This window comes from Streptomyces sp. NBC_00988, assembly GCF_045162645.1.
Classification (GTDB): domain Bacteria; phylum Actinomycetota; class Actinomycetes; order Streptomycetales; family Streptomycetaceae; genus Streptomyces.
In genome coordinates this window covers 10,771,324-10,795,337 of the sequence record NZ_CP108730.1, presented here as the reverse complement: position 1 = coordinate 10,795,337, position 24,014 = coordinate 10,771,324, and the positions used below count along the sequence as shown (strand labels likewise).

At 70.6% G+C, this 24,014-nt stretch carries 25 protein-coding genes; 9 read left to right on the top strand and 16 right to left on the bottom strand.

Annotated elements, in window-relative coordinates; genetic code table 11:
* The first annotated feature begins 83 nt into the window (after positions 1-83).
* Together OG496_RS48690 and OG496_RS48685 are read left to right on the top strand one after the other, a co-directional pair.
* Positions 84-515, top strand: a complete 432-nt coding sequence (locus OG496_RS48690) for a DUF6234 family protein (protein ID WP_405975475.1) — start codon at positions 84-86, stop codon at positions 513-515.
* Between the two features lie 92 nt (positions 516-607).
* Positions 608-1,219: a PAS domain S-box protein gene (locus tag OG496_RS48685; protein WP_405976854.1), complete on the top strand. Its 612-nt coding sequence runs from the start codon at positions 608-610 to the stop codon at positions 1,217-1,219.
* On the opposite strand, the gene OG496_RS48680 is transcribed toward OG496_RS48685, so the two are convergent.
* Positions 1,150-2,082 (bottom strand): DUF3626 domain-containing protein, encoded by a 933-nt coding sequence (locus OG496_RS48680; protein WP_405975474.1) that lies wholly within the window; start codon positions 2,080-2,082, stop codon positions 1,150-1,152. The genes OG496_RS48685 and OG496_RS48680 overlap by 70 nt on opposite strands.
* Before the next feature lie 89 nt (positions 2,083-2,171).
* Here OG496_RS48680 and OG496_RS48675 point away from each other — a divergent pair, with 89 nt between their 5' ends.
* On the top strand, positions 2,172-2,666 hold the full coding sequence (locus OG496_RS48675) for an FBP domain-containing protein (RefSeq protein ID WP_405975473.1): 495 nt from the start codon (positions 2,172-2,174) through the stop codon (positions 2,664-2,666).
* A 25-nt stretch (positions 2,667-2,691) separates the two neighbouring features.
* Here the strand turns inward: OG496_RS48675 and OG496_RS48670 are convergent, their stop codons facing one another.
* Positions 2,692-3,693 (bottom strand): zinc-binding alcohol dehydrogenase family protein, encoded by a 1,002-nt coding sequence (locus tag OG496_RS48670; protein WP_405975472.1) that lies wholly within the window; start codon positions 3,691-3,693, stop codon positions 2,692-2,694.
* Between the two features lie 194 nt (positions 3,694-3,887).
* On the opposite strand from OG496_RS48670, the gene OG496_RS48665 reads away from it, so the two are divergent.
* Positions 3,888-4,454 (top strand): CGNR zinc finger domain-containing protein, encoded by a 567-nt coding sequence (locus tag OG496_RS48665; RefSeq protein WP_366491652.1) that lies wholly within the window; start codon positions 3,888-3,890, stop codon positions 4,452-4,454.
* Positions 4,455-4,494: 40 nt separating this feature from the next.
* Here OG496_RS48665 and OG496_RS48660 read toward each other — a convergent pair whose 3' ends face one another.
* Positions 4,495-5,088: a TIGR03086 family metal-binding protein gene (locus tag OG496_RS48660; protein WP_405975471.1), complete on the bottom strand. Its 594-nt coding sequence runs from the start codon at positions 5,086-5,088 to the stop codon at positions 4,495-4,497.
* Between the two features lie 114 nt (positions 5,089-5,202).
* On the opposite strand from OG496_RS48660, the gene OG496_RS48655 reads away from it, so the two are divergent.
* The 3 genes from OG496_RS48655 (at position 5,203) to OG496_RS48645 (ending at position 8,941) form a co-directional block, all read left to right on the top strand.
* Entirely contained in the window at positions 5,203-6,456 is a 1,254-nt protein-coding gene (locus OG496_RS48655; RefSeq protein WP_405975470.1) for an FUSC family protein, read from the top strand.
* A 59-nt stretch (positions 6,457-6,515) separates the two neighbouring features.
* Positions 6,516-7,556 (top strand): hypothetical protein, encoded by a 1,041-nt coding sequence (locus OG496_RS48650; protein WP_405975469.1) that lies wholly within the window; start codon positions 6,516-6,518, stop codon positions 7,554-7,556.
* 149 nt (positions 7,557-7,705) lie between these two features.
* Positions 7,706-8,941 (top strand): lactonase family protein, encoded by a 1,236-nt coding sequence (locus OG496_RS48645; protein WP_405975468.1) that lies wholly within the window; start codon positions 7,706-7,708, stop codon positions 8,939-8,941.
* Here the strand turns inward: OG496_RS48645 and OG496_RS48640 are convergent.
* Complete coding sequence (locus OG496_RS48640; protein ID WP_366491657.1) at positions 8,909-9,634, bottom strand: DUF2470 domain-containing protein; 726 nt, start codon at positions 9,632-9,634, stop codon at positions 8,909-8,911. The two genes, OG496_RS48645 and OG496_RS48640, sit on opposite strands and share 33 nt — an antisense overlap.
* Positions 9,635-9,755: 121 nt before the next feature.
* Complete coding sequence (locus tag OG496_RS48635) at positions 9,756-10,364, bottom strand: TetR/AcrR family transcriptional regulator (RefSeq protein ID WP_366491658.1); 609 nt, start codon at positions 10,362-10,364, stop codon at positions 9,756-9,758.
* A 108-nt stretch (positions 10,365-10,472) separates the two neighbouring features.
* On the opposite strand from OG496_RS48635, the gene OG496_RS48630 reads away from it, so the two are divergent.
* A complete protein-coding gene (locus OG496_RS48630; RefSeq protein WP_405975467.1) occupies positions 10,473-12,005 on the top strand; it encodes a cytochrome P450 in 1,533 nt (510 codons plus the stop codon).
* Here the strand turns inward: OG496_RS48630 and OG496_RS48625 are convergent.
* Positions 11,967-12,797 (bottom strand): pentapeptide repeat-containing protein, encoded by an 831-nt coding sequence (locus tag OG496_RS48625; RefSeq protein WP_405975466.1) that lies wholly within the window; start codon positions 12,795-12,797, stop codon positions 11,967-11,969. The two genes, OG496_RS48630 and OG496_RS48625, sit on opposite strands and share 39 nt — an antisense overlap.
* Positions 12,798-12,802: 5 nt before the next feature.
* Positions 12,803-13,708 carry an RNA polymerase sigma factor SigJ gene (gene sigJ, locus OG496_RS48620; protein ID WP_405975465.1) on the bottom strand — a complete coding sequence of 302 codons (906 nt, stop codon included), beginning with the start codon at positions 13,706-13,708 and terminating at the stop codon, positions 12,803-12,805.
* A 252-nt stretch (positions 13,709-13,960) separates the two neighbouring features.
* On the opposite strand from sigJ, the gene OG496_RS48615 reads away from it, so the two are divergent.
* The gene (locus OG496_RS48615; RefSeq protein ID WP_405975464.1) at positions 13,961-14,974 is read left to right on the top strand and encodes a carbon-nitrogen hydrolase family protein; all 1,014 of its coding nucleotides are present in this window, start codon (positions 13,961-13,963) and stop codon (positions 14,972-14,974) included.
* Positions 14,975-15,015: 41 nt separating this feature from the next.
* On the opposite strand, the gene OG496_RS48610 is transcribed toward OG496_RS48615, so the two are convergent.
* The 9 genes from OG496_RS48610 to OG496_RS48570 form a co-directional block, all read right to left on the bottom strand.
* Positions 15,016-15,645, bottom strand: coding sequence for an FxLYD domain-containing protein (locus OG496_RS48610; RefSeq protein ID WP_405975463.1), 630 nt, complete (start codon positions 15,643-15,645; stop codon positions 15,016-15,018).
* An 87-nt stretch (positions 15,646-15,732) separates the two neighbouring features.
* Positions 15,733-16,476, bottom strand: a complete 744-nt coding sequence (locus OG496_RS48605) for a PIG-L deacetylase family protein (protein WP_405975462.1) — start codon at positions 16,474-16,476, stop codon at positions 15,733-15,735.
* Between the two features lie 29 nt (positions 16,477-16,505).
* On the bottom strand, positions 16,506-17,810 hold the full coding sequence (locus OG496_RS48600; RefSeq protein WP_405975461.1) for an alpha/beta fold hydrolase: 1,305 nt from the start codon (positions 17,808-17,810) through the stop codon (positions 16,506-16,508).
* Positions 17,811-17,921: 111 nt separating this feature from the next.
* Positions 17,922-18,947: a LacI family DNA-binding transcriptional regulator gene (locus tag OG496_RS48595; RefSeq protein WP_033278942.1), complete on the bottom strand. Its 1,026-nt coding sequence runs from the start codon at positions 18,945-18,947 to the stop codon at positions 17,922-17,924.
* Positions 18,948-19,035: 88 nt separating this feature from the next.
* A complete protein-coding gene (locus OG496_RS48590) occupies positions 19,036-20,448 on the bottom strand; it encodes a BNR repeat-containing protein (protein WP_405975460.1) in 1,413 nt (470 codons plus the stop codon).
* A gap of 19 nt (positions 20,449-20,467) precedes the next feature.
* A complete protein-coding gene (locus tag OG496_RS48585; protein ID WP_405975459.1) occupies positions 20,468-20,788 on the bottom strand; it encodes an L-rhamnose mutarotase in 321 nt (106 codons plus the stop codon).
* A gap of 17 nt (positions 20,789-20,805) precedes the next feature.
* On the bottom strand, positions 20,806-21,888 hold the full coding sequence (gene rhaS / locus OG496_RS48580) for a rhamnose ABC transporter substrate-binding protein (protein ID WP_366491668.1): 1,083 nt from the start codon (positions 21,886-21,888) through the stop codon (positions 20,806-20,808).
* A gap of 83 nt (positions 21,889-21,971) precedes the next feature.
* A complete protein-coding gene (locus OG496_RS48575) occupies positions 21,972-22,946 on the bottom strand; it encodes an ABC transporter permease (protein ID WP_366491669.1) in 975 nt (324 codons plus the stop codon).
* Complete coding sequence (locus OG496_RS48570; RefSeq protein ID WP_405975458.1) at positions 22,939-23,979, bottom strand: ABC transporter permease; 1,041 nt, start codon at positions 23,977-23,979, stop codon at positions 22,939-22,941. Before OG496_RS48570 ends, OG496_RS48575 begins: the two co-directional genes overlap by 8 nt.
* Between the last annotated feature and the right edge of the window lie 35 nt (positions 23,980-24,014).

Genomic DNA, 24,014 nt, shown 5'->3' with positions numbered 1-24,014 from the left:
ACGGTCCAGCCCGGTTAGTCGGGCGCGCGAACTGGGTGCGCGTACTCATGCGCACCCCGCGACCGGCCCGGCAGGGTGGGCCCATGACGCAGGTATTGCCCTTACATCCGCCGCTGCGCAGCAGACGGCCGTGGTCCGGCAGGACGTCCACAGCTTCGGACGTCATCGCCGCTGTCGTCCTGTTCATCACCGAAGGCTTCGTCCTGGCATGGATCGTTTTCAGCTACGTCATGGAGAGCTGGGCCGCGCAAGAGGACTCGGAGAGGATCGACGCGGCAGCGCTCGGGGAAATCGCCTGGACGAGGATATTCCTCTACGTCGTGCTCGCCCTGGCGGTTGTCGCGGCGCTGTCCCGCGCACCGTGGACGCTGGTGTCGCACCTCCTCTTCGCCCTGCTCCTGGGCGCGCTGCTCACGGGCTCACAGCAGGACTACGACCGCGCTCATCCGGACCCCACGCCCACCCCGACCGTCCACTACACGCCGTGCCTCAGCGGCAGTGGGACGTGCCACTGAGCTCCATGATTGTGTAGTGCGGTACGGCGTGGCAGGAGGTACGGGTGGACTGGACCCGCAGGGAGGGCGTGGTGTGGCGCAACCGCGCCCTGATGCTCTTCGACCGGGTGGCGGTGCCGGTCGCGGTGTGTGACGTGTACGGCTCGGTGCAGGTCGCCAACCCCGCGATGGCGGCGGAGTGCGGTACGACGCCGGGACGGCTGCGCGGCCGGGACGTACTCGACCTCTTCCAGCCGCAGGAGTCGGGGCAGGTGGAACGGATCGCGCAGGCGCTGCGGCTGCGGCACCGGTCGCGCTACCAGGTGTCGGTACGGTGGCGGGCCCCCAACGGCATTGAACGCCATGGGGAGTTGACGGCCGACCCGGTCAGCGACACGGTCGAGGAGACACCCGCGCTGCTGGTCATGCTCCGCGTGCTGGGCGAGGGCGAACCCGGCGACGGCAGGCCCGACGAGAACGCCCCCGCGCAGGTCACCCCGATCGAGGCCCGCATCCTGGCGCTGCTCGCCGGCGGCGCCACCACGGCCCGCGCGGCCCGCGAGACCGGCCTCACGACGGACGGCGTGACCTATCACCTACGGCGCCTGTCGGCCCGGTGGGACGCGGCGAACCGCACCGAACTGGTCGCCCGCGCCTATGCACTTGGGGTACTGACGCCGGGGGTGTGGCCGCCGGTGCCTGTCACGGACACCGACGAACGGTAGGCCGTCCCCGCTCCCTCCGGCGCCCCGAAGCGGGCGAGGGTGTGCCACACCATCTTCAGGTCCTGGAGTTCATAGCGACCGGTGCGGGCCGCGTCGCCGATGACCCTCGGGTCGATGACACCGCGCTCGGCGATGAGGGCGCCGAGATCGGCGTACTCCTGACCCCGGTAGTCCGCGTGCCGGTGCAACTCCCGCACGGTGAGCCGGTATCCGGGGTGCCATTCGACAGGGCACGGCAGGCGGCGAGCGGCGGTCTCGACCGGCGTTCCTCGGTAGCTCGCGTCCAGGACGAGTGCCTCCGTGTCCCGGGCGAGGACGACACCGCCGTGCACCTGTGTCTCGATGTAGTCGTTCAGGGCGTCCTGTTCGTCTTCGTCGGCCTCGGCGAGCGCGATCAGGTTCATGCCGGTGGCGACGCCGAAGTCGGTCGGTTCGGCCGCGCTGTCCGGGTAGCAGAAGGTCGCGCGGGCGAGGGTCGTACCGCTCAGCCGGAAGTGCGAGGAGCCGAACCGCGGGGCGGCGCCGACCACTTGGCGCCGGAAGTTCAGCGCGCCGTACACCGGTCGCTCGGGTGCGGGCGCCTCGTCGTAGGCACCGGCGAAGATCCGGCTCTCCCAGCGCCAACGGTCGCCGCCGGGACGGGCGGTGAGGCCGCCGTTGCTGGTGCCGGTGACGAACTGCGAGTGGTACGTGCCGTCTTGGGCCAGCGCGTCGAGGATCGGTCGGCCGGTCGCTGGCGCCGTACGGTCGGGGTGGAAGTTGAGTGTGACGCGGAGACATGGGTCGACGGGCGGGCCCGAGGAGCCCTCGGCCACATGCCGCAGTGCCCGTGCCTGCCGTGCACCAACACCCCCGAAATCCATTGGCTCCTCCACCGCTCGCCTCACTACCCTGGGCCGAAACCTAGACCCCCTAGGTTTCGGAAACCGGCACTACCCCAGGAGACTCCCCCATGAGATCACTCACCGAGCAGGACATCCGCAACTCGTTCGTCAACTGCTCGAAGGGCGAGGCCAAGCGGCTCGCGATCCCCCGCGATCTCGACACCCGCCCCTGGACCGACCTGGACTTCCTGGGCTGGCGAGATCCCGGGGCACCCGATCGCAGCTACCTCGTCGCCGAGCGCGCGGACGGGCCGATCGGCGTCACGCTCCGCTTCCCGTCCGCGCAGCGTGGCTTTCTGCACCGGAGCATGTGTTCGCTGTGCGTGACGACCCACCCGGGCGGCGGCGTCTCCCTGATGACCGCGCGCAAGGCAGGACCGGCGGGCCGCGAGGGCAACTCGATCGGCCTGTACATGTGCACCGACCTCGCCTGCTCCCTCTATGTGCGCGGCAGGAAGATCCCCGAGTCGGGCATCCGCATCGAGGAGAGCCTGACTGTGGAGCAGCAGATCGCCCGTACGGTGGGCAATCTGACCGCGTTCCTGGACAAGCTGTACGTCTGACGCCAGCCCGGCCACCCGCCCGAGATCACTCCCGCCCTACGGCGATCACGATCTTCCCCCGGTTGTCCCGCCGCTCCAGCCGCTCGTGGGCGGCACGCGCCTCGGCGAGCGGTACGACGGTCTCGATCGGCACCCGGTAGGTGCCCGCGGCCACCCGCTCGGCGAGTTCGCGCAGGTCCGCGCGGGGGTCGTAGCCGCCGTGGATCTGGAGGTTGGTGAGCTGGAAGCCGAGGATCGACGCGTTCTTCGGGTAGAAGTCGCGGGTGTCGACGGTGCTCGGCGCCAGAGCGACATTGGCGAGGGCGACGACCCGGCCGCCGTGCCCGATCTCGCGCAGGCTGCGCCCGAAGGCCGGTCCGCCGACGGTGTCGAGGATGACGTCCGCGCCCCGCCCGCCGGTGAGCCGCAGCACCTCGTCGACCTCCGCGTCGTCGGGGTGGGAGGACGTGTCGAGCGTGGCGTGGGCGCCGAACTCCCCTGCCCAGGCCGCCTTTTCGGGTGATCCGGCGAGGGCGATGACCCGGGCGCCGGTCTCGGCCGCGATCTGTACGGCCGCGCTGCCCACCCCGCTCGCGGCGGCCTTCACGACCACCGTGTCCTCCTTGGTGACGTGGGCGAGGTGCCGCAGGCAGTACCAGGCCGACAGCCAGGCGACGGGCAGGGCGGCCGCGTGCGCGAGGTCGATTCCGTCGGGCAGGGCGGCGACCTGGGTGGCGGGGACGGCCACCAACTCGGCGTAGAAACCTGGCGAGTTCACGCCGTCGAGAGCCACGACCCGTTGCCCGACCGTGAATCCGGTGACGCCCTCCCCCAGTGCGGCGACCGTCCCGGCTCCCTCCACTCCGGGGATCAGCGGCGGCTTCCCGGCCCGGTGGTAGTTCCCGGACCTGATCAGGGCGTCCGCGCGGTTCACGCCCGCCGCGGCGACCCGCACCAGCACCTGCCCGGGACCCGCGACGGGGTCGGGCACCTCGACCGGTACCAGCACCTCGGGCCCGCCGAACTCGTCGATCCGAACCGCACGCATACCGCACCTGCTCCCTGTCACGGCCACCGAACTCGGGCCGATCCGACTGACACCAGTTGAACTGGTGTCACCATGCGACACCGTACGAACCGGTGTCAAGGCTCGCCGGGTGCCTTCGGCCATCACGTGGCCCGCCGCCGGCCACCCCTTGCGTACACCGCATGAACCGGTGTACGCGAGGTAAGCTCGCTGTCATGACCCTCCCGCTCGCCTTCCCGTTCATCGGCGGACGCCCGTGCCTGAACTTCGTGGCGACCCTCGGCAAACGGCACGGCACGCCCGTGGAGCGGCTTCCTGACCCGGCGGCCCTGGCCGGCTGGATCACGGAGGCCGAGCTGTCGGTGGGTGCCGAACCGGTGCGGGTCACGGCCCGGGAGCTGACGGACGCGCGCACTCTGCGCGAGGCGCTCTACCGTGCCGTACGGGACGCGATGGCCGGTCGGGAACCGGCGGCGGCCGATGTCGAGCGGGTCAACGAGGCCGCCGCGCGGCCGGATCTCGCGCCCCAACTGGGCGACCAGCGCTGGAAGTCGGCGCATCCGGCGCGCGCGGCGCTGGCGACGGTGGCCCGGGACGGCGTGCTGCTGGTGGGCAGTCCGCTGCTGGAGCGGGTCAAGGAGTGCGAGAACCCGGAGTGTTCACTGCTGTTCCTCGACGACTCCCAGGCCCGCCGCCGCCGTTGGTGCTCGATGGACCGCTGCGGCAACCTCGCGAAGATCGCGGGCTATCGATCGCGCAGTCGGGCCGCCGTGACCGAGTGAAGTCGCACCATGCGGTGGTCCTCCGTATCGAGGGGGTCCCTCAGGAACCGGCGGGTGTCCAGTGCGGGTCGCGGCCGAGGAAGGCCAGGAGGGCCTCGGCCCGGTCGTACTCGTCCGTCACCGCCAACGCGGGCGCGAACACCCGGTAGGAATCCCGGAGTTGGTCGACGAGCCGGTCCGCGGCCGGCCAGATGCCCTCGGCCAGGGCCGCCCCCAGCGGCCGGTTCTGGCCGGTGGCCGCCGCGATGTCCCAGGCGTGCACGGCCGCGTCCATGGCGGCCGTGGCCGCGGCGAGCGGGAGGGGCATCGGGCCCAGCGGCGTCGGCACCTGGTCGGCGTCGACGGGCAGGTGGGCGTAGCCGTCCGCCACCGCGCGGAGCACCTTGTCGAGTTCGGTGACCGGGTCCCCGTCCAGGGCGTCCGCGGGGTGGAAGGGATCGGAGTCGGGCCGGTCGCCGGTGAGGACGAGGCCGTAGGCCTGCTGGTCGATGCGCGCGTGGTTGAGGACCTGCCGTACCGTCCACTCGGTGCACGGCGTCGGCGCCGTCCAGGCCGTCTCAGGTACGGCGGCGACCACCTCGCGCAGGTAGTCGTGCGAGCGGGTCAGTACCTCGATGCCCTGGATGTTCGTCATGAACGTTCCCCTCCCCTTCGTTCCGTGCGGTGATGACAATCTAGGAGGCCTTGCGGACAGCTACTGTCCGCAAGGGAAACGTTCGGCGCATCTGTGAGAGGGAATAGGCCAAGGATGCGAGATGTCCGTGAGTGGACGGCGCCACTGGTGCGGTTCGTGGGGCGGCACCGGGACCCGGTGGTCGTCCAGACGCTGCGGTCGGCGACCGCGGCGACGGTCGCGTACGTCGTCGCACTGCGTCTGAGCCCCGAGCCCGCCCCGCTGACCGCTCCCCTCACCGCGCTCCTCGTCGTCCAGGTCACCCTCTACGCCACCCTCACCAACGGCATCCGCCGCGTGAACGCCGTGGTCGCGGGCGTCCTCGTCGCCATCGCCTTCAGCCTGCTGGTCGGTCTGACCTGGTGGAGCCTGGCCCTGCTGATCGTCGCCGCGCTGGTCGTCGGGCGGCTGGTGAAGGTCGACGAGTACGTGCCCGAGGTGGCGATCAGCGCGATGCTGGTCCTCGGGGTCACCACGGTCGGGAACACGGCCTGGGCCCGGGTCGTCGAGACACTGATCGGCGCGGTCGTCGGACTCGGCTGCAATCTGCTGCTCGCTCCCCCGGTGTGGGTGGACGAGGCCGGCGAGTCGATCGAGGGACTGGCGCGTCGGCTACGGCGGCTGATGCGGCGCATGGGCGAGGAGGCGGCGGGCCGCACACCCGTCGACCACGCCACCGCGCGGCTGCACGAGGCGCGCCGGCTCGACCACGACATCGTCGAGGTGGACGCGGCGCTGCGGCAGGCCGAGGACAGTCTGCGGCTCAATCCGCGCGTACGGGAGGGGCTGCTGCACCGGGTCGTGCTGCGGACCGGCCTGGACACCCTGGAGATCTGCACGGTCGTGCTCCGTGTCCTCGCGCGCACCTTCACCGACCTGGCGAAACAGCGCGACCCCGAGCCGCTGTTCGCACCGCCGACAGGGGCCGCCGTAGAACAACTGCTGTCCGAGATCGGTGACGCCGTGGTCAGTTTCGCGGTGCTGGTGACCACCGATGTGACGGTCAGCGCCGAGTCCGCGGAGTCACGGCTCACCAACGAGCTGCACACGGCCGCCGCGACCCGCGACAAGCTGGCCCAGCTGCTCCTGGAGGAGGTCCAGCGCGACGCGGCCCAGTGGCAGCTGCTCGGTGCCATGCTGACCGAGGTCAACCGCATGCTGGACGAGCTGGACACCGAGCACCGTTCGCGCCGGCTGCTGGAGGAACTCGACCGGTGTACCAGTGAGCAGCGGAAGCGCATGCCATGGCTGACCTGGCTGCGGGAGCGGGTGGGCGTGCCGGACCGGCTGCGCAGGAACCGGGGCGGGGGCGCCGATCGTTCTAGGTGACGAAGTCACCTGGGGGCGGGCCGACCGGTCCCCCGCAGTGGAACGAGGGGGGCGGGCGCATGACCGACAGCACCGTACGGATCGACGGGAACACCTTGCGACTGCCCGGTGGGGTGGCGGTGCGGTTCATCCGCACGCTACGGCTGCCGGAGACGGGCACGCATCCGTTGCCGCCCGGGCTCGGCGAGTTCCCGGTCCGGCGGGTCGCGGACTTCCCGGACACCGTGCCCGAGGAGTGGCGGGCGCGGGGCGGGGTGATGCTGCCGGTGTATCTGCGCGAGGCGATGTGGCTGAGCTTCGCGGGCACGCGGGAGCCGGCCGCGCTGCAGGTCGGGGTGGGCAAGGTGTGCGCGGTGTCGGGCGAGCCGTGGAGCGACCGGCTGTCCCGGAACCCGCAGAACTACGTGGTGCTGCCCCGCCAGCCGTGGCTCGACGGCATCAACTCCGGCAAGGGCACGGTCCGCCAGTTCGTCGCGGTCCCGCTCGGTCTCGGCTCGACCGTCGAGGGGCAGGTCACCGGCGAGGAGGTGTGGGGCGGTGTCCAGCTCCAGTCCTTCCCGCTCGGCGAACGGGAGTTGGCCACATGGCGCGAGGCGGAGCGACGCCGGTCGCAGCAGTCACGCGCGCGTGCGACGAGCCTGCCGACCGGGGGCTACGGCATGCCCGCCATGCCGATGATGTCCGCGCCCGGCGCTCCCCCGGCACCGAGCCCCCGGGCCACCGCCATGGGACTCGGGGCCGGCGGTTCGATGCGCCAGGAGGTCTACGAGGACGACCGCCCGCTGAAGTCCTGGGCCGAGGAGCCCGCCGGGCGGGTCTTCGTGCACCTGGTTACGCCCCCGGAGTGGCGCCGCATCACCGGCGAGGCCCCGCCGCCGTCGCCGGTGGACCGTGCCGCGTACACCCGGGCGGGGCTCCCCTGGTTCGACTACTACGACCAGGACGCCGAGGATCTCGCCCCCACCGACGCCCTGGGCGCGGTGCGGCCGGTCGGCGACTGGCTGGGCGACGACCACGAGCCCTGGCAGGAGCCCGCGGCCGACCAGGTGCAGCCCCTCAAGGACGCGCAGGGCAAGCCGGTGGAGGACGGCGACTGGTAGGCCGCTCACCGGGCGGTCGACGGGGTACGTCACCCACCCTCCACTCATTGCATCCTCCGCAACACCCGTTGCCGGTCTTGCGCTGAACCCGCCCCGCACGCCAAGGTTGCCGTGACGACCGAGGCGAGCGACGACCTGAGGGTGTGGGTATGACGAGTGGTGCGGAGGCGTCACGCGAGGGCTGGAGCAGGCGCCGTTTCATCGGCGCCCTGGGCGGAACCGCGGCGGTCGTCGCGGTCCCCGCACCGGCCGCGGCACCGGCGGACCCCGAATCGTCCCGTACGACCGCGCCGGAATCGTCGGCAGCGAAGGCACCGGCACCCGACGCACACCGCAGTAAGGGCAAGGACTCCGGTCCTCGCCCCCTCTACCTCGGCACGTACACCTCGGTCGACGGCGGCGGCACGGGCATCGGCCTGGCCACCTACGACGCGTCGACCGGGCAGATCACCGGCGCGGGCACGCTGACCGGGGTCGCCGACCCGTCGTACCTCACCGTGCATCCCGACGGTCGCACGCTGTACGCGGTCGACGAGCAGACGGCCGGCGCGGTGACCGCCGTACGGCTGGCGGACCGCAAGGTCCTCGGCGCACGGAGCACCGGCGGGGCGGGCCCCTGCCATCTGTCGGTGCACCCCACCGGGCGCTGGCTGCTGAGCGCCAACTACACGTCGGGCAGTGTGGCCGTGCACCCGATCGACAGCTCGGGCGCGCTCGGCGAGCGCACCGCGCTGGCCAAGCACTCCAGTCCGCAGCCGGGTCCGGGCCAGGACGGCCCGCACGCGCACCAGTTCGTGACGAGTCCCGACGGCGGTCATGTCCTCGCCGTCGACCTGGGCACCGACACAGTCTACACCTACCGCCTGGACACCACGAAGGGCACGCTGGCCGAGGTCTCGCAGGCGCACACCCGCGCGGGCGCGGGCCCGCGCAGCCTCACGTTCCACCCCGGCGGCCGGTACGCCTATCTGGCCAACGAGGTCGACGACACCATCGCGGTCTGTGCCTACGACCCGGCCACGGGCGCCCTCTCGATCGGCGCCCCGCAGTCCAGCGGCAGCACGGGCGGCACCACCAACTACCCGGCGCAGATCCTGGTGACGTCGAACGGCGCGTACGCCTTTCTCGCCAACCGGGGCGACAACACCCTTGCCCGGTACGCCGTCGAGGCGGACGGCGCCCGGCTCAGGCTGCTCGGCACGGTGCCGGTGTCCGGCGACTTCCCGCGGCAGATCGCTCTCTCGCCGGACGGGTCGCTGCTGTTCACCGCGAACCAGAGGTCGAGCACGGTCAGCGTGTTCCACGTGAACGACAGCACGGGTCAACTCACGCTCACGGGCGAGCCGTTCGCGTCACCGGTCGCCGTCTGTGCGCTGCCGCTGTAGAGGGCGCGGGCAGGACGCGGCGCTGGCCTGGGTGAGCAGCACATGCATGCGCTCGGTGAGGTGGGTGACCGAGTCGGCGGGCGCGTGAAACGGCAGTCGTACGTCGCCGTGGGCACGGGCCCGCTCGATGCGCAGCGTCAGTCCGTGCCGGTCCACGGCGAGGGGCTGGACGCGGACCGCGCCGTGCAGGCTGTCGGGTTCGACGAGCCGGGTGAGCCGCTCGACCGCGTCGGAGTGGCAGTCGGCGAGATGGGTCAGCAGCTGGGCCTCGGCCAGGGCCAGCGGGTCGGGTTCGGCGGCGGCGAACTCGTCGAGGTCGATGACGACCGCGCCGGTCGCCGGGCGCAGCACCACGCGCGTTGCGCGGAAGGCGAGTTGGTCGTCCTCGGGGACGAACCAGCCGGCCATCCACAGCCGGGCCCGGATACGGTTGCGCACGGGGACGGGTGCGACGTCCGCGAACTCCAGGACGGCGGACGGCTCTCCGCGGGGCGCGCAGATCGCCGCCGCCAACAGGGCGCTGTCCTCAGGTACTTGAAGGAGTACCCGGCCGTCGTCGTCCACGCTGTGCGCACCGACGAACTCCTCGCGACCGCCCTCCGCGGTCACCGCGCAGGACCATGCGGCGGCGAGCACCGAGCGGGCCCGCTCGGCCGCGGCAGGCACGGCCGTCCACGATTGGCTGTCACCCATCCCTGAACCTCCTTAGGTAAGCCTTGCCTAACTTACCGAAGATCGGGGCGCACGCCAACCACGCCACGCAATCTCTCCACCAAGTCGTCCAGGAGGAGTTCCGGGCGGCTCCAGGACGAGTTCAGGGCGAGATGACGCCCAACAGCGCCCGCGCACACAGATCACGCACCTGCTCGCGGCTCAACTCCGGCCCCCGCAGCCACTCCAGACAGACGGCGGTGGTGAAGGCCAGCCACCCGCGCACCGCGAGCTTCGCGTCGGGCCGCTCGGCCACGGCCGGCCCGAACTCGGGATCCGCGGCGAGCGCGGCCAGGATCTGCCGCTCCTGCGCGGCCAACGCCCGCTGATAGACCCGCCGTACGGTCTGGTCCCCCGCCGCGTCGGCGCGGTGGAAGGCGCGGTAGCCGTGCGCGTGGGTGTGCACGTACTCCAGATACGTGTCGAGGGCGACGGCGAGCTGCTCGCGGGCCGGTACGCCCGGCACGGCCGCCGTCATCCGCAGCATCCGCTGGCTCTCGCGCTCGACGACGGCCGCGAAGAAGTCCCGCTTGGTCGGGAAGTAGTGGTAGAGCAGCCCGCGGGAGACCCCGGCGATCTCGGCGACCTGCTCGATCCACACGTCGTCGTAGGGATCCTCGGAGAACAACCGCGCGCCCACCGTGAGGAGTTGCTCCCGACGCTCCTCGGTGCTGAGCCGACGGCGCGTGCGCCCTCCCTGGTTCGCGGCCATTCCCGCACTTTACTTGACGTCGGTTCGCCGACGGGATCACACTGAAACACGTTATTGAACCGACGTACAACAGGCTCAACCTGCCGCAGGATCAAGGGAGATCGCGTCATGGCGGAGACGACGACGGCGACGCCGACCGCGCTGCCGAAGGGATTCCGGGGCGCCGAGCAGGGCTGGCCCCACCTCGACCGCATCCCGCATCCCCCGCGCCGGGTCCCGCTGCTCGGTGACGTCCTGGGCGCCGACCGCCGCACCCCCCTCCAGGACACGCTCCGCTACGCCCGTCGACTGGGCCCGATCTTCCGGCGGAAGGCGTTCGGCAAGGAGTTCGTGTTCGTGTGGGGCGCGGACCTGGTCGCCGACATGGCGGACGAGTCACGGTTCGCCAAGCATGTCGGCCTGGGGGTCGCGAACCTGCGGCCGGTCGCCGGGGACGGCCTGTTCACGGCGTACAACCACGAGCCCAACTGGCAGTTGGCACATGACGTGTTGGCCCCCGGCTTCAGCCGCGAGGCGATGGCCGGCTACCACCCGATGATGCTGTCCGTGGCCGAGCGCCTCACCGACCACTGGGACCGCGAACTCACCGCCGGACGCTCGGTGGACGTGCCCGGCGACATGACCAAGCTGACCCTGGAGACGATCTCGCGCACCGGCTTCGGCCACGACTTCGGTTCCTTCGAACGCGACCGCCCGCACCCCTTCGTGACGTCGATGGTGGGCACGCTCAGCTACGCGCAACGCCTCAACTCCGTACCGTCCCCACTGGCCCCGTTCCTGCTGCGCACCGCAACTCGCCGCAACGAAGCGGACATCGCCTACCTCAACCGCACGGTCGACGAGATGGTCCGGACCCGCCGCGAGGCGAGCGGAACCGGCGACGGCGACCTCCTGGACCGGATGCTCGACACGGCCCACCCGGAGACCGGCGAACGCCTCTCCCCCGAGAACGTCCGCCGCCAGGTCATCACCTTCCTCGTCGCCGGCCACGAGACGACCTCGGGCTCCCTGTCCTTCGCCCTGCACTACCTCGCCCGCCACCCGGAGATCGCCGCCCGCGCCCGCGCCGAGGTGGACCAGGTCTGGGGCGACACCGAGACCCCCGGCTACGAGCAGGTCGCCAAGCTGCGCTACGTCCGCCGGGTCCTCGACGAGTCGCTGCGGCTCTGGCCGACGGCCCCCGCGTACGCCCGCGAGGCCACCCGGGACACCGAACTGACCGGGGTCCACCCGATGCGCCGGGGCGCTTGGGCGCTGATCCTCACGCCGATGCTGCACCGCGACCCCGAGGTGTGGGGTACGGACGCCGAGGAGTTCGACCCGGACCGCTTCGACGCCAAGGCCGTACGCTCCCGCGCCCCGCACACCTTCAAGCCGTTCGGGACGGGGGCGCGGGCGTGCATCGGCCGCCAATTCGCCCTGCACGAGGCGACGTTGGTCCTGGGTCTGCTGCTGCGCCGCTACGAGTTGCGCCCCGACCCGACGTACCAGCTGCGCGTGACCGAACGCCTGACGCTGATGCCGGAGGGCCTGCGCCTACACCTGGACCGCCGCACCGCGACAGCGACTCCCGCACCGGTCACGGTCCCCGACGAGGTGCGGTCAGAGCCCCGCTGTCCAGTGCACGGGGCGGACGACTGACTCCGGCAGCCTGGTCCCGGCGCTCCCCCGCGCCGCGTTGACCTGCGGCTGGGTGAGGAAGAAAGCACCGGTCAGATCCGCGTCCGTGAGATCGGCGTCCCGCATGTCGGCACCGATCAGATCCGCGCCGCGCAGGTCCGCCCCGGTGAGATCGGCGGCGATGAGGTAGGCGCCCCGCAGATTGGCCCCGCTCAGATCGGCACCCTTGAGCCGGGCGCCCATGAGGTCGGCACCCCGCCGCTCCTTCTTCTTGCCGCGCACCCCGGCCCGCACCAGCTCGCTGGTCCGCAGCAGCAGCACGTTGACCTCCTGCCGGTGCGCGCCCACGTCCAGCGCGGCGAGCTCTTCGGGCGTCCCGCGTGTGAGTTCTTCGGTACGGCCGAGGGCCCGGCGCAGGTCGGGGTGGACCGGGTCGGCGGCGGGCAGGGTGAGCGCCTCGGTCAGGTACCAGAGCAGTTCGTGAAGCTGCCGTACGACGGGAAACACGTCGAACATCCGCCGGGCCTGCTCCCGGGGAGCCGTACGCCAGTCCTGTCCGGCGAAGGTGACCTGCGAGACCCGCTGCCCGGCGCCGAAGCAGTCGTAGACCGTGCAGCCGGTGAAGCCACTGGGCCGGAGCTTCGCATGGATTCCGCAGCGGTGATCGCCCTGAAGATTCGGGCATGGCGTCCCGGCGGCCTTGTCGAGCGCGAAGTCGGCCGAGACGGCGAAGGGCAGTGCCACACAGCACAGCCCGAAGCAGCGCTCGCAGTCGCCGCGGAGGTCGGAGCGGGCCGCTATGTGATCTTCCATGCCGTTCAGCGTACTGACCCGGTCACATCGAGGCGCGCCAGCCGATCCGGATCGGACAGGATGTACATCTCGGTGATCCGGCCGTCGGCGACGGTGACGCCCATGACCGAAAGGACCTGCCCCTCGGGAGCGTTGACGACGCCCACCGAGCCGTTGACCAGGGCGAGTTGGGCATGGCGGGCGAACGGGGCGAACATGAGCGCCTGTTCGGCGACCGCACGTGCGCCGCGCATCGCCTTGGACGCGGCCGCGCCTCGTACGAGGGCTCCGGAATCGGCGCGCAGGGCCACGTCCGGGTGGAGGAGGGCGACGAGGGCGTCGAAGTCGCCCTCGCGGGCGGCGGCGAGGAAGGCCTCGACGATCTCGCGCTGACGGGCGAGATCGGGATCCGTCGACGGGCTCGCGCCCTGGACCCGGCGGCGGGCCCTGCTGGCCAGTTGGCGGGTCGCGGCCGAACCGCGTTCCACGATCGGGGCGATGTCGTCGAAGGGCACCGCGAACATGTCGTGCAGGACGAACGCGAGCCGTTCGGCGGGTTCCAGGGTCTCCAGGACGACGAGGAGGGCGAGGCCCACCGAGTCGGCGTGGAGTACTTCCGCCTCCGGGTCGAGTTCCGTGAGGGGTCTGAGCAAGGGGTCGGGGACGAAGGTCTCGGTGAAGACCTCGTCCATCGGGTCCTCGCGGCGTGACGTACGGGAGCGCAGCAGGTCGAGGCAGACCCGCCCGACGACCGTGGTCAGCCAGCCGCCGAGGTTCCTGATGTCGTCCGCGTCGGTCCGGCTGAGCTTCAGCCACGTCTCCTGGACGGCGTCCTCCGCCTCTGGCACCGAGCCGAGCATGCGGTAGGCGACCGCGCGCAGCCGGCCCCGGTGTTCCTCGAAACGGTCCGCCAGAAGGTCCTCGTCGTTCATACCGCCCCCGTGGTCGATTCTCGCCGGCGGCCGGTCGTCCGACGGCGCGCTGGACGTACTGAAGGATATTGACGGAGCCCGCACGCGACGGCATGATGACCGACTGCGTGGCCTACGCCGAACCTCCCACGACCGTCCCCGGCACGGTCTCCCAGCGGAGGCGAAGGGACCAGTGTCTCAGGTCGTTGTCGCAGCCCGATCGCCTCGGGCGAGGTTGCCGGGGAGCCGTCGCTCAAGGCGTGGAAGGCCGCGATGACAGCCCGTAGGAACTTCAAGCGCCAGGTGCGCGCCCGCGCAGCGAAGACCGGCGAGTCCTACACGACCGCCCTCCGGCACTTCCGTCCGACTCCATCAGGAGACGTCATGCCGGAAGCAAGGAACCCCAGGAGCGTGCGCCTCGCCGTGGCGCAGACCCCCGTACGCGAAGACCCCCGAGACGTCGAAGCGCTGCGCGAGAGCGGGCGTGAGGTCCGTGCGCTGATGCGCGAGGCCAGTGCTCAGGGGGCGCGGATCGTGCACTTCCCGGAAGGCGCGATCTGCTTTCCCAACAAGTTCGTCATGTCCGTCGACGGCCCGGACGAGGTCGGCCCGGCGGACTGGGACCGGTGCCAATGGCCGGTACTCCAGGCGGAGTTGGCCGCGATCGCCGAGCTGGCCCGTGAGCTGCGGTTGTGGACGGTGGTCGCCTCGGTGCACCGCTTGACGGGCCCGCACCGTCCGCACAACAGCCTCTACGTCATCTCCGATCGCGGCGAGGTCGTCACGCGCTACGACGAGCGCCTGCTGTCGAAGACGAAGGTCTCGTACATGTACTCGCCGGGCGTCTCACCGGTGACCTTCGACGTCGACGGGGTGCGCTTCGGCTGCCTGCTCGGCATGGAGATCCACTACCCGGAGCTGTTCGCGGAGTACGAGGAGCTGGACGTCGACTGCGTCCTGTTCTCGACCAGCGGCACCCCGGGCAACACCGCCGCCCAGGCCCAGGGCCACGCCGCGGTCAACAGCTACTGGGTCAGCCTGTCCGTGCCCTCTCAGCACAGCGCCATCGCGCCGTCCGGGATCGTCGCTCCCAACGGCCACTGGCTCGCGCGGTGTCCCACGGACGACTCGCCGTCGGTGGCCGTCGTGAACCTCGACGACAGTTCGGAGGCCGCCGCCGACGCGGTGGCCTACAGCCGTCCCTGGCGTCGTGAGGCGCGGTCGGGCCTCTACACCGAGCACCAGGTGACCGACCCACGCAGCGAGGACCGGACAGCGGCCTTCTAGCCCGGAAGGAGAATCCGGTGCCGCGTCGAGGCACCGGATTCTCAATAGCGTTGCGCCTTCGCCAACTTGGGGGTCAGTACCGGCTCCGGCGGCTTGGCGCTGATGGCGACCGGCTGGGCCTTCGCGCCGGGGGCGAGGTTCTCGGCGCCGACGTAGCGGGTCTCCACCACCTTCCCCGAGGAGTCGAGGAAGTCGACCTGGACGGCGTAGGACGCCTTCTTGTCGGTCTTGTTGGTGATGGTGACGACGACGGCGAGCAGGCCGCTGGCCTGGGCGCGCGGTTTGCCGGTCATGGCGACGTCCGACATCGCGTTGCCCTGGCCCTCGACGTCCTTGAGTTCGTTCTGGGCGTCCTTGCTCGCGCGGGCCACCTCGGACGACACGGAGGCCTCGAAGGAGGACGCGGCCGCCGACGCGGAGGACGCCACGGCCGAGGCCGCCGCACGGGCCGACGCGACCGCCGAGGACGCGGCCGACTTCAGGGGCGACGGTGTCATGCCCGAGAAGGAGGCCGTGTCCGGGGTCGAAACCTGCGAGCTGCTGCTGCCGGAGCTGTCGTTGTCGTCGCCGCACGACACCAGCGCGACCGTGCTCGCCGCGACGACGGCGAGGACCAGGGCGGCCGGGCGGGCCCGGCGGAGCGACTTGCTGTTCAGTGGCTTGGTATTCATCGAAATAAACCTTATGTCGGAAATTTCGATGCGGCATGTCACCGACGGCCACCCGGTGACGGGCCCTCCTCGGCGGCCTGGCGGGCGCTACCTCGCGAACAGCTCGAACGACACCGCCGGCTTCCCGCCGAACCTCTCCCCGGTGATCGTGGCCCACTTGGTCAGGAACTCGCGGGCGTACGTCTCCGGGTCCTCGTCCGTCAACGCCTCGATGTACGTGCGGTGTTCGAGCAGGGAGCGCACCCCGCGTTCCAGGCCGGGGGTCGCGTCCACGGCGTGCGTGGGGTCGGCGGAACCGGCGACGGCCACCCAGCGGACGCCGTCCCAGGGTTCCAGGCCCTGGTCCCGGAGTTCCGGGAAGATCCAGCGGTTGCCCGCGTCGCCGGCCGCGTCGAGGGTGGCTCGGCCCACGGCGACGTGGTCGGGGGTGTTCCAGGCGACACCGCCCCAGGTGTCCCGGTGGTTCATGGTGATGACCAGTTCGGGGCGGTGGCGGCGGATCGCGGCGGCGATGTCGCGGCGCAGGGCGGTGCCGTACTCGATGACGCCGTCCCGGTGGTCGAGGAACTCCACCTCGCTCACGCCCACGACCGCCGCACTGGCCCGCTGCTCGCGCTCCCGCAGCGGGCCGCACTCCCGCGGCTCCAGGGTGTCGATGCCGGCCTCGCCGCGGCTGGCCAGGACGTAGGCGACGGAACGGCCGCCGTCGGTCCATGCGGCGATCGCCGCCGAGCAGCCGTATTCGAGGTCGTCCGGGTGGGCCACCACGGCGAGGGCTCGCCGCCAGTCGTCGGGCATGGGCTGGAGCGGTGTGTTCTGCGGCTCGGTCATGGGCGCAGACTAACCACGCCTCCCGCCCTCTACGCCTCGTCCCGCGTAAGTGCCAGCAGTCGGTCCAGGACCCGTGGCCCGCCCGCCCGCACCCCGTCGTGCTCGAACTCGTCGGTGACCCAGGTGCGCAGGCCGCGGATCGCGCGGGCGGTCTGGAGGGAGTGGGTCGCGTCGACGTACATGTCGTCGTGGTAGACGGCCGCGGCGACCGGGACCTCGTTGACGGCGAGGCGCGCGGGGTCGTAGAGGGGCTGCCAGTCGGTGTGGGCGGCGAGGAGTTCGGCGGTGTCGCGGAGCGGGCGCAGGGCGGGGTCGCAGTCGAACATCCAGGGGTGGATGGACTCGCCGGTGAAGAGGAGTGGGCTGTCGCCCGCCAGGGTCTTGGCCGCGTCGAACTGCGGGAACTCGGCGCGGACACGCTCCGCCGACCAGGCGGTGGGCCGGTTGTCCTGGCCGTAGACCGACTCGTGGACGAGGGCGTAGAGGGGGTGGCCGGCGTAGGAGAGGGAGTTCTGGACCTCTTCCTGGAACGCGTCGGAGAGTTCGTGGCCGCTCGGGGTGCGGACGAAGGCGTTCTCCAGGAGGAAGTGGAGGCGGTGGCTGCCGTCGCTGCCGCCGAGCATGATGCCGAGGGACTGGAAGGCCTCGGCGGTGAGCCGGTAGCCGTTGGGCAGGACCGGCTCGTGCCGCATCAGGTGCTCGGCGATGCGGCGGGCGCGTTCCACGTCCTGCGGGTAGCGGTCGTAGTGGGCGGCGACCTTGCGCTCGATGCGCGGATAGGCGGCCCGGTAGACGTCGTCGGCGTGGGCGTCGAGGGACGGGAGGCCGCCGGTGAGGACGGCGGCGCGCAGGCCCTCGGGCGCCGTGGACAGGTAGTTCACCGTGCAGAAGCCGCCGAAGCTCTGGCCCAGGACGGTCCAGGGGGCGCCGCCGGTGAGGGCGGGGCGGATCGTCTCGCAGTCCCGGACGATCGAGTCGGCGCGGAAGTGCGTGAGGTGCGCGGCCTGCTCGGCGGGGCCGCCGCGCAGCGGGAGCGTCTGCCGGGTGAGCGGGGTGGAGTGGCCGGTGCCGCGCTGGTCCAGGAGGAGGACGCGGTACTCGTCGAGCGCGCGGCCGAGCCAGGCCTGCCTGCCGACGAAACGATTCGCCCCGAAACCGGGTCCACCCTGGAGGTAGAGCAGCCACGGCAGGTCCTCGCGGTGCGCCTTGTCGCTCGCGACGACCTCACGGGCGTAGAGCTCGATGGTCTCGCCCGTGGGGTCCTCGTGGTCGAGGGGCACGGTGAAGTGGCGGTCGGTGAGGACGACGCCGGGCTGGCGGTAGCTGACGGACAACGGGGCTCCTGGGACGGACGATTTACGGGCCGCGTCACATCTCAGCACATGCGCGTCCGATATCCGACCCCCTGGATCATGAAATCCTACGGATCACTACTGACCGACCGATCAGCGGGCTGCCAGGCTGGAGCGGCGCACCACCAGTTCCGGCTGGAGGACGACCCGTCGGTGCTCGTGCGGACGGGCGGCGGTCTCCGCCTCCGTCTCCTCCAGGAGCAGCTCGGCGGCCAACGCGCCCATGGTGACGGCCGGTTGGCGGACCGAGGTGAGCGGTACGGCCGCGGCGGCCGCGAACTCGATGTCGTCGTAGCCGACGATCGCGAGGTCGTCGGGCACGCCGACCCCGGCCGCGTACATCGCCTGGAGCACGCCGAGGGCGAGGAGGTCGTTCGCGCAGAAGACCGCCGTGGGCCGGTCGGCGAGGCCGAGGAGCCGTGCTCCGGCGTCGCGTCCGGCGGCCACGTCGAGCCGGTCGGTGGGCAGCTCACGCAGCGCGTCGGGGTCGAGACCGGCCTCGGCGAGCGCGTTCTTCGCGCCCGTACGGCGGTCCCGCACCTGGTTGAAGCCAGGCGGGCCGCTGACATACGCGATCGAACGGTGCCCCGCGTCGACCAGGTGTCGCACCGCGAGCGCGCCGCCGGCGACGTCGTCGACGGAGACCGAGCACTCGGTGGTGCCCTCGGCGACGCGGTCGACGAGCACGAAGGGGATGCCGTGCCGGCGGAACGACTCGATGTTGCGTCCGGTCGCGTCGGCCGGGGTCAACAGCACGCCCCGCACCCGCTGTTCGGCGAAGAGCGAGAGGTAGTCGGCCTCCTCGACGGGGCTCTGCGCGCTGTTGCAGACCATCACGCCGAGCCCCGATTCACGCGCGGCCCGCTCGGCGCCGCGGGCCACGTCCACGAAGAACGGGTTGCCCATGTCGAGCACGAGCAGCCCCATGATCCGGCTGCGCCCGGCGCGCAACTGGCGCGCGGACTCACTGCGGACATAGCCGAGGCGGTCGATCGCGGACAGCACCCGGGCCCGGGTCTCCGTGGCGACGGTGTCCGGGCGGTTGATGACGTTCGAGACCGTGCCGACGGAGACTCCGGCGGCGCGGGCGACGTCCTTGATACCCACCGGCTGGGCCATCAGGCGGAGACCTCCAGGGTGACGTGGGGCGGCGGGCAGGTCTTCACATTACCGCCATGACCTGTGCCGACTCCTGCGGCGGTGCCGCTCACGCGGGCAGGGCGAAGTCGACGACGTGGAGTGCCGAGGGGGTCGTGCCGCTCGACTTCTCCTGGTACATGACCGACAGCACGTTGTCCGCCTTCACCCGCAGCTCGTCGATGACGACCTCACCGAACGCGTTCAGGTCGCTCCCGTCGTACAACAGCGCCCAGTCCGTGTAACCCGAGGCCTTCGAGGCGCCCGCGATACGGCCGTACGGCAGGACCGCGTAGGCGTTGTCGTACCTGTCCAGGACCAGCTTGGTGCGCTGGCTGGAGTTGAGGGCGATCGGGATCTCGGTCTTCTGCCAGGTCCCGGCGGAGTTCTTGCGGACGTGGAAGGCGCGGCCGTTGGCGGTGCGGTCGGTGACGTAGTTGGTGGTGCACTGGCCGAAGCGGCCGGGGACGTAGCTGATGATCGCGTGCGGGAGGCCGGTCGAGTCGGTGGACTGGCTCTCCTGGTTCATGAGGGAGTGGTCGGGGTCGAGCGGGTCGACGACCAGTCCCGCGTCCGTGACGGCCACGGTGTCCGAACCACCCGTCGTTCCTACGGCGGTTCCCGCGTCGTTGCGCCAACTGCGGCCCCGGTCGGTCGAGTAGACGTATCCGGTGTCGTGGTTGGTGATGCCGCCGCTGTTGCACATCACGGCGGCGGACTGCTCGCGCCAGGTGAAGAAGGAGTGCAGCCGGCCGTTCACGTCGTAGTCGATGCCGTGCAGGTACATGTTGCGGGCGGTGCTGGAGCCGTGCGTGCTGGTGTAGGTGCCGGTCGAGCTGCTCCACTCCCCCAGTGCCGTCCAGCTCGAACCGTCGTACTCCGCAAGGGCGTTGCGGCCGTTGCCGGAGATCCCGACGCGGTAGCTGAGCTGGAGCTTGCCTTCGGGGGTGGCGATGAACTGGGGGTAGGTGAACTGGGTGGTGAGGGCGACTCCGTCCAGCGAGGTCTGTACGGCGCCGAGGACGGCCGAAGTCCAGGCGGTGGACGCCGGGTTGTCGAGGAGGCCGGCGACCGACCTGACGTAGAAGAAGCCGTCGCTGTGGGAGTCCATGTTGAGGTGGAGGCGGCCGTCGACCTGAGAGACGCCCATGGAGATGACGTTGTGGGAGTCGTCGCTCTTGAGCTGGTGGGAGAGGGTGATCGTGGACCATGTCGAGCCGCCGAGGACACGGCGGGCGACGACGGCGTACTTGGTGGACGTGTACCAGGCCGCGTACTGATAGCCCTTGTAGGTCAACAGGCCGTTCTTCTGGAACGAGTTGTTGTTGACCAGGCCGTCGTACGAGACGAAGTAGACGGCCTGGGCGTCGAGTTGGGTGGTGCTCTTCTTGGTGACGGACGGGCCGGGGTCGGCCGCCCGTGCGATGCCCGGCGTTGCCACGGCCGCAAGTATGGCGGTCGTGAGTACGGCGCGTCTTCTCACGAGCGGCTCCTGTGGGGGATCACGCGAGGTGGAAGACCTCGGTGAGGGGCTTCATCGCCTCGTCGGGACGGGCGCCTTCCAGGGACTCGAAGAACGGCGCCATCTCCGCCTGCCAGCGGGAGTTGATGTCGGTGGCTTCCATGCCGGCCTGGGCGGCGGCGAAGTCCTCGGTCTCCAAGTAGCCGACCAGCAGGCCGTCTTCGCGCAGGAAGAGCGAGTAGTTGTGCCAGCCGGTGGCCGAGAGTGCGTCGAGCATCTCGGGCCACACGGCGGCGTGCCGCTCGCGGTACTCGTCGAGGCGGTCCGCCCGGACCTTCAGCAGGAAGCACACGCGCTGCATCAACACCCCTGTATCTACTAGAAGTTGAACTGGTCGATGTTCTTCGCGTCGAACACGGTCGGCTTGCCGAGGCTGATCACGCCGTCCTTGCCGATGGTGTACGACGTCCCGCCGGCCTTGAAGGTCTCGCCCTCCTTGCCGGTGATCTGCCCCGACACCAGCGCCACCGCCGTCTGCGCGGCGAGGGCGCCGAGCTTCGCCGGGTCCCACAGCTCGAAACCGTCGACGGTGCCGTTCTTGACGTACTTGCGCATGTCGTTCGGGGTGCCGAGGCCCGTCAGCTTGACCTTGCCCTTGTACTTGGAACCGGACAGGTACTGGGCGGCGGCCTTGATGCCGACGGTGGTCGGGGAGATGATCCCCTTCAGGTTCGGGTGCTCCTGGAGGAGACCCTGGGTCTGCTGGAAGGACTGCTGGGCGTCGTCATTGCCGTAGGCGACCTTGACCAGCTTGATGTTCTTGTACTTCGGGTCCTTCAGCTCCTCCTTCATGAAGCCGATCCAGGTGTTCTGGTTCGTCGCGGTCTGCGCGGCCGACAGGATCGCGATCTCGCCCTTGTAGCCGATCTGCTGGGCGAGCAGCTGCACCTCGGTGCGGCCGAGGTCCTCGGCGCTGGCCTGCGAGACGAAGGCGTTGCGGCACTCCGGGTTGGTGTCGGAGTCGTAGGTGACGACCTTGATCTTGTTGCTCATGGCCTGCTTGAGCGCGGTGCACAGGGCGCCCGGGTCCTGCGCGGACACGGCGATCGCGTTCACCTGCTGCTGGGTGAGCGTGTTGACGTAGGAGACCTGACCGGAAGTGTCGGTGGCGCTGGTCGTGCCGACTTCCTTGTACTTCTCGCCCAGTTCGGTGAGCGCCTTCTCGCCGCCCTTGTCGGACGTGGTGAAGTACGGGTTGTTGACCGCCTTGGGCAGGAAGGCGACGGTGAGCCCCTTCTTGAGCGCAGCATTCGGATCGGCCTTGCCACCGGTGACGGCCGACCCGGTGTTCTCGTCCTTCACGTCCTTCTTGGTGGTGCCACCGCAGGCGGTGGCGACGAGGGTGAGCGAGGTGACGGCGACGAGGGCCGCAAGGGCACGGCGAAGGGATGTTTTGCGCATGGCAGGGGTTCCTTTGATACGAGGTTGAGTGAAGCGCCCCTTCCGGGGGCGCGGGAGTGTGTCGATTTGCGGCTACCGACGGACTAGGTGGATCGTGCCGCGGCCCGAGCGACAGCGACTTGCCGAGCAACCCGCGGCCCAAGTACCGAGACCACGAGCAGAACACCGGTGACAACGATCTGGGACTGCGCGGAGACATTCACCAGGCTCATCACGTTCTGCAGAGCCCCGAGCAGGAACACCCCGGCGACCGCACCTCCCAACGTCCCCTTTCCACCGTCGAAGTCGATCCCGCCGAGCAACACCGCGGCGACGACGGACAGTTCGAGCCCCGTGGCATTGTCATAGCGCGCACTGGCGTAGTGCAGCGCCCAGAAGATCCCGGTCAGCGAGGCCATCAACCCGGTCACCGTGAACAGGATCAGCTTCTGCCGCCGGACCCGGATACCGGCGAACCGCGCCGCTTCCACATTCGCCCCGATCGCGAACAACGACCGCCCGAACGGCGTGGCGTGCAGCACGACCACGGCGATCGCGAGCAACACGAGGAAGGGCAGGAAAGCCCGCGGCAGGAACGTCCCCCCGAGCCGCCCGGACGCGAAGTCCAGGTACTGCGAGGGAAAATCGGTCACGGCATCCGAGCCGAGCACGATCTGCGCGATCCCCCGGTACGCGGCGAGCGTGCCGATCGTGACGGCGAGGGACGGCAGCCCGAGCCGGGTGACGAGAAGCCCGTTGATCAACCCGCAGACCACGCCCAGCAGCAGACAGATCGGGATGATCGTCTCGATGGTCATGCCGTCGTTCCACAGCTTGCCCATCACCGCGCCCGACAGCCCGGCCGTGGAGGCGACCGAAAGATCGATCTCGCCGGCGACGACCAACAGCGTCATCGGGAGGGCGATCAGCGCGATGGGGAGCGTGTTGCCGATCAGGAACGACAGGTTCAGCGCGTTGCCGAAGCCGTCCACGAAGGAGAAGGAGAACAGCAGCAGGACGATGAGCAGGGCGCCGACGACCGTGTCCCAGCGGATCGCACGCGTCAACGAGTCAGGCATGGCGGGCGTTCCTCTTCTTCAGTGCGGTGGCCACACGCAGGGCGACGATCCGGTCGACGGCGATGGCGAGGATGAGCAGGATGCCGTTGATGGCCAGCACCCAGACGGAACTGACGCCGAGGGCGGGCAGCACACTGTTGATGGAGGTCAGCAGAAGTGCGCCGAGTGCCGCGCCGTACACGCTGCCGGAGCCACCGGTGAAGACCACGCCACCCACAACTACCGCGCTGACGACGGTGAGTTCGTACCCGGTGCCGGTGCCGGAGTCGACGTTGCCGAAGCGGGCGAGGTACATCGCGCCGGCGAGTCCGGCGAGCCCGCCGCAGAAGGTGTACGCGGCGAGGGTCCGCTTGCGGACGGGGATTCCGGCGAGTCGGGCGGCCTCGGGGTTGGAGCCGAGGGCGTACAACTCCCGTCCGCTGCCGAAGTGTCTGAGGTAGTAGGCGGTGGCGATCAGTACGGCGAGCGCGATCATCGCCAGCCAGGGCACGGCCGACAGGCCGCCGGAGCCGAAGTCCACGAATCCGCCCGGGAGATCGGCGGCGGTGATCTGTCGTGAGCCGACCCAGATGGAGTCGACGCCCCGGATGATGTAGAGCGTGCCGAGCGTGACGACCAGCGCGGGCACCTGCCCCAGACTGACCAACAGCCCGTTGACCAGGCCGAGTCCGACACCGAGCAGGACCGCCAGCAGGATCGCGATGACAGCGTTGCCACCGCCCTGGAGGTAGTCACCGGTGGCGAAGGCGGTGATGCCGAGCGTGGAGCCGACGGACAGGTCGACGTTGCGGGTGATGACGACCAGCGACTGCCCGGTGGCGACCAGCACCAGGATGGTCGCGTTGAGGAGCAGGTCCTTGATGCCCTGCTCGGACAGGAACTCGCTGTTGCCCGCCTGGGTGATGCCGATCATCACCAGGAAGACGACCAGGATGGCGAGTTCGCGCATCTTGAAGACCCGGTCGACGAGCCGCGTACTGCTCGACTCGGGCACCTCGGCGGCGGGCGCGGGATTGGGAGCCGTGACCGTCATACGGCGGCCCTCCCGAAAGCGGCGATCGTCATGAA

Coding starts and splice junctions, on each gene's coding strand:
- OG496_RS48595 (WP_033278942.1), bottom strand. CDS start 18,947: ATGGCCCAGCCGGTGGGTATCAAGGACGTCGCCCGCGCCGCCGGAGTC.
- OG496_RS48625 (WP_405975466.1), bottom strand. CDS start 12,797: ATGGAAGATCACATAGCGGCCCGCTCCGACCTCCGCGGCGACTGCGAG.
- OG496_RS48675 (WP_405975473.1), top strand. CDS start 2,172: ATGAGATCACTCACCGAGCAGGACATCCGCAACTCGTTCGTCAACTGC.
- rhaS (WP_366491668.1), bottom strand. CDS start 21,888: ATGCGCAAAACATCCCTTCGCCGTGCCCTTGCGGCCCTCGTCGCCGTC.
- OG496_RS48640 (WP_366491657.1), bottom strand. CDS start 9,634: ATGGGTGACAGCCAATCGTGGACGGCCGTGCCTGCCGCGGCCGAGCGG.
- OG496_RS48575 (WP_366491669.1), bottom strand. CDS start 22,946: ATGCCTGACTCGTTGACGCGTGCGATCCGCTGGGACACGGTCGTCGGC.
- OG496_RS48650 (WP_405975469.1), top strand. CDS start 6,516: ATGACCGACAGCACCGTACGGATCGACGGGAACACCTTGCGACTGCCC.
- OG496_RS48605 (WP_405975462.1), bottom strand. CDS start 16,476: ATGACCGAGCCGCAGAACACACCGCTCCAGCCCATGCCCGACGACTGG.
- OG496_RS48635 (WP_366491658.1), bottom strand. CDS start 10,364: ATGGCCGCGAACCAGGGAGGGCGCACGCGCCGTCGGCTCAGCACCGAG.
- OG496_RS48660 (WP_405975471.1), bottom strand. CDS start 5,088: ATGACGAACATCCAGGGCATCGAGGTACTGACCCGCTCGCACGACTAC.
- OG496_RS48680 (WP_405975474.1), bottom strand. CDS start 2,082: ATGGATTTCGGGGGTGTTGGTGCACGGCAGGCACGGGCACTGCGGCAT.
- OG496_RS48585 (WP_405975459.1), bottom strand. CDS start 20,788: ATGCAGCGCGTGTGCTTCCTGCTGAAGGTCCGGGCGGACCGCCTCGAC.
- OG496_RS48670 (WP_405975472.1), bottom strand. CDS start 3,693: ATGCGTGCGGTTCGGATCGACGAGTTCGGCGGGCCCGAGGTGCTGGTA.
- OG496_RS48610 (WP_405975463.1), bottom strand. CDS start 15,645: ATGAATACCAAGCCACTGAACAGCAAGTCGCTCCGCCGGGCCCGCCCG.
- OG496_RS48655 (WP_405975470.1), top strand. CDS start 5,203: ATGCGAGATGTCCGTGAGTGGACGGCGCCACTGGTGCGGTTCGTGGGG.
- sigJ (WP_405975465.1), bottom strand. CDS start 13,708: ATGAACGACGAGGACCTTCTGGCGGACCGTTTCGAGGAACACCGGGGC.
- OG496_RS48690 (WP_405975475.1), top strand. CDS start 84: ATGACGCAGGTATTGCCCTTACATCCGCCGCTGCGCAGCAGACGGCCG.
- OG496_RS48645 (WP_405975468.1), top strand. CDS start 7,706: ATGACGAGTGGTGCGGAGGCGTCACGCGAGGGCTGGAGCAGGCGCCGT.
- OG496_RS48630 (WP_405975467.1), top strand. CDS start 10,473: ATGGCGGAGACGACGACGGCGACGCCGACCGCGCTGCCGAAGGGATTC.
- OG496_RS48615 (WP_405975464.1), top strand. CDS start 13,961: ATGACAGCCCGTAGGAACTTCAAGCGCCAGGTGCGCGCCCGCGCAGCG.
- OG496_RS48570 (WP_405975458.1), bottom strand. CDS start 23,979: ATGACGGTCACGGCTCCCAATCCCGCGCCCGCCGCCGAGGTGCCCGAG.
- OG496_RS48685 (WP_405976854.1), top strand. CDS start 608: ATGCTCTTCGACCGGGTGGCGGTGCCGGTCGCGGTGTGTGACGTGTAC.
- OG496_RS48665 (WP_366491652.1), top strand. CDS start 3,888: ATGACCCTCCCGCTCGCCTTCCCGTTCATCGGCGGACGCCCGTGCCTG.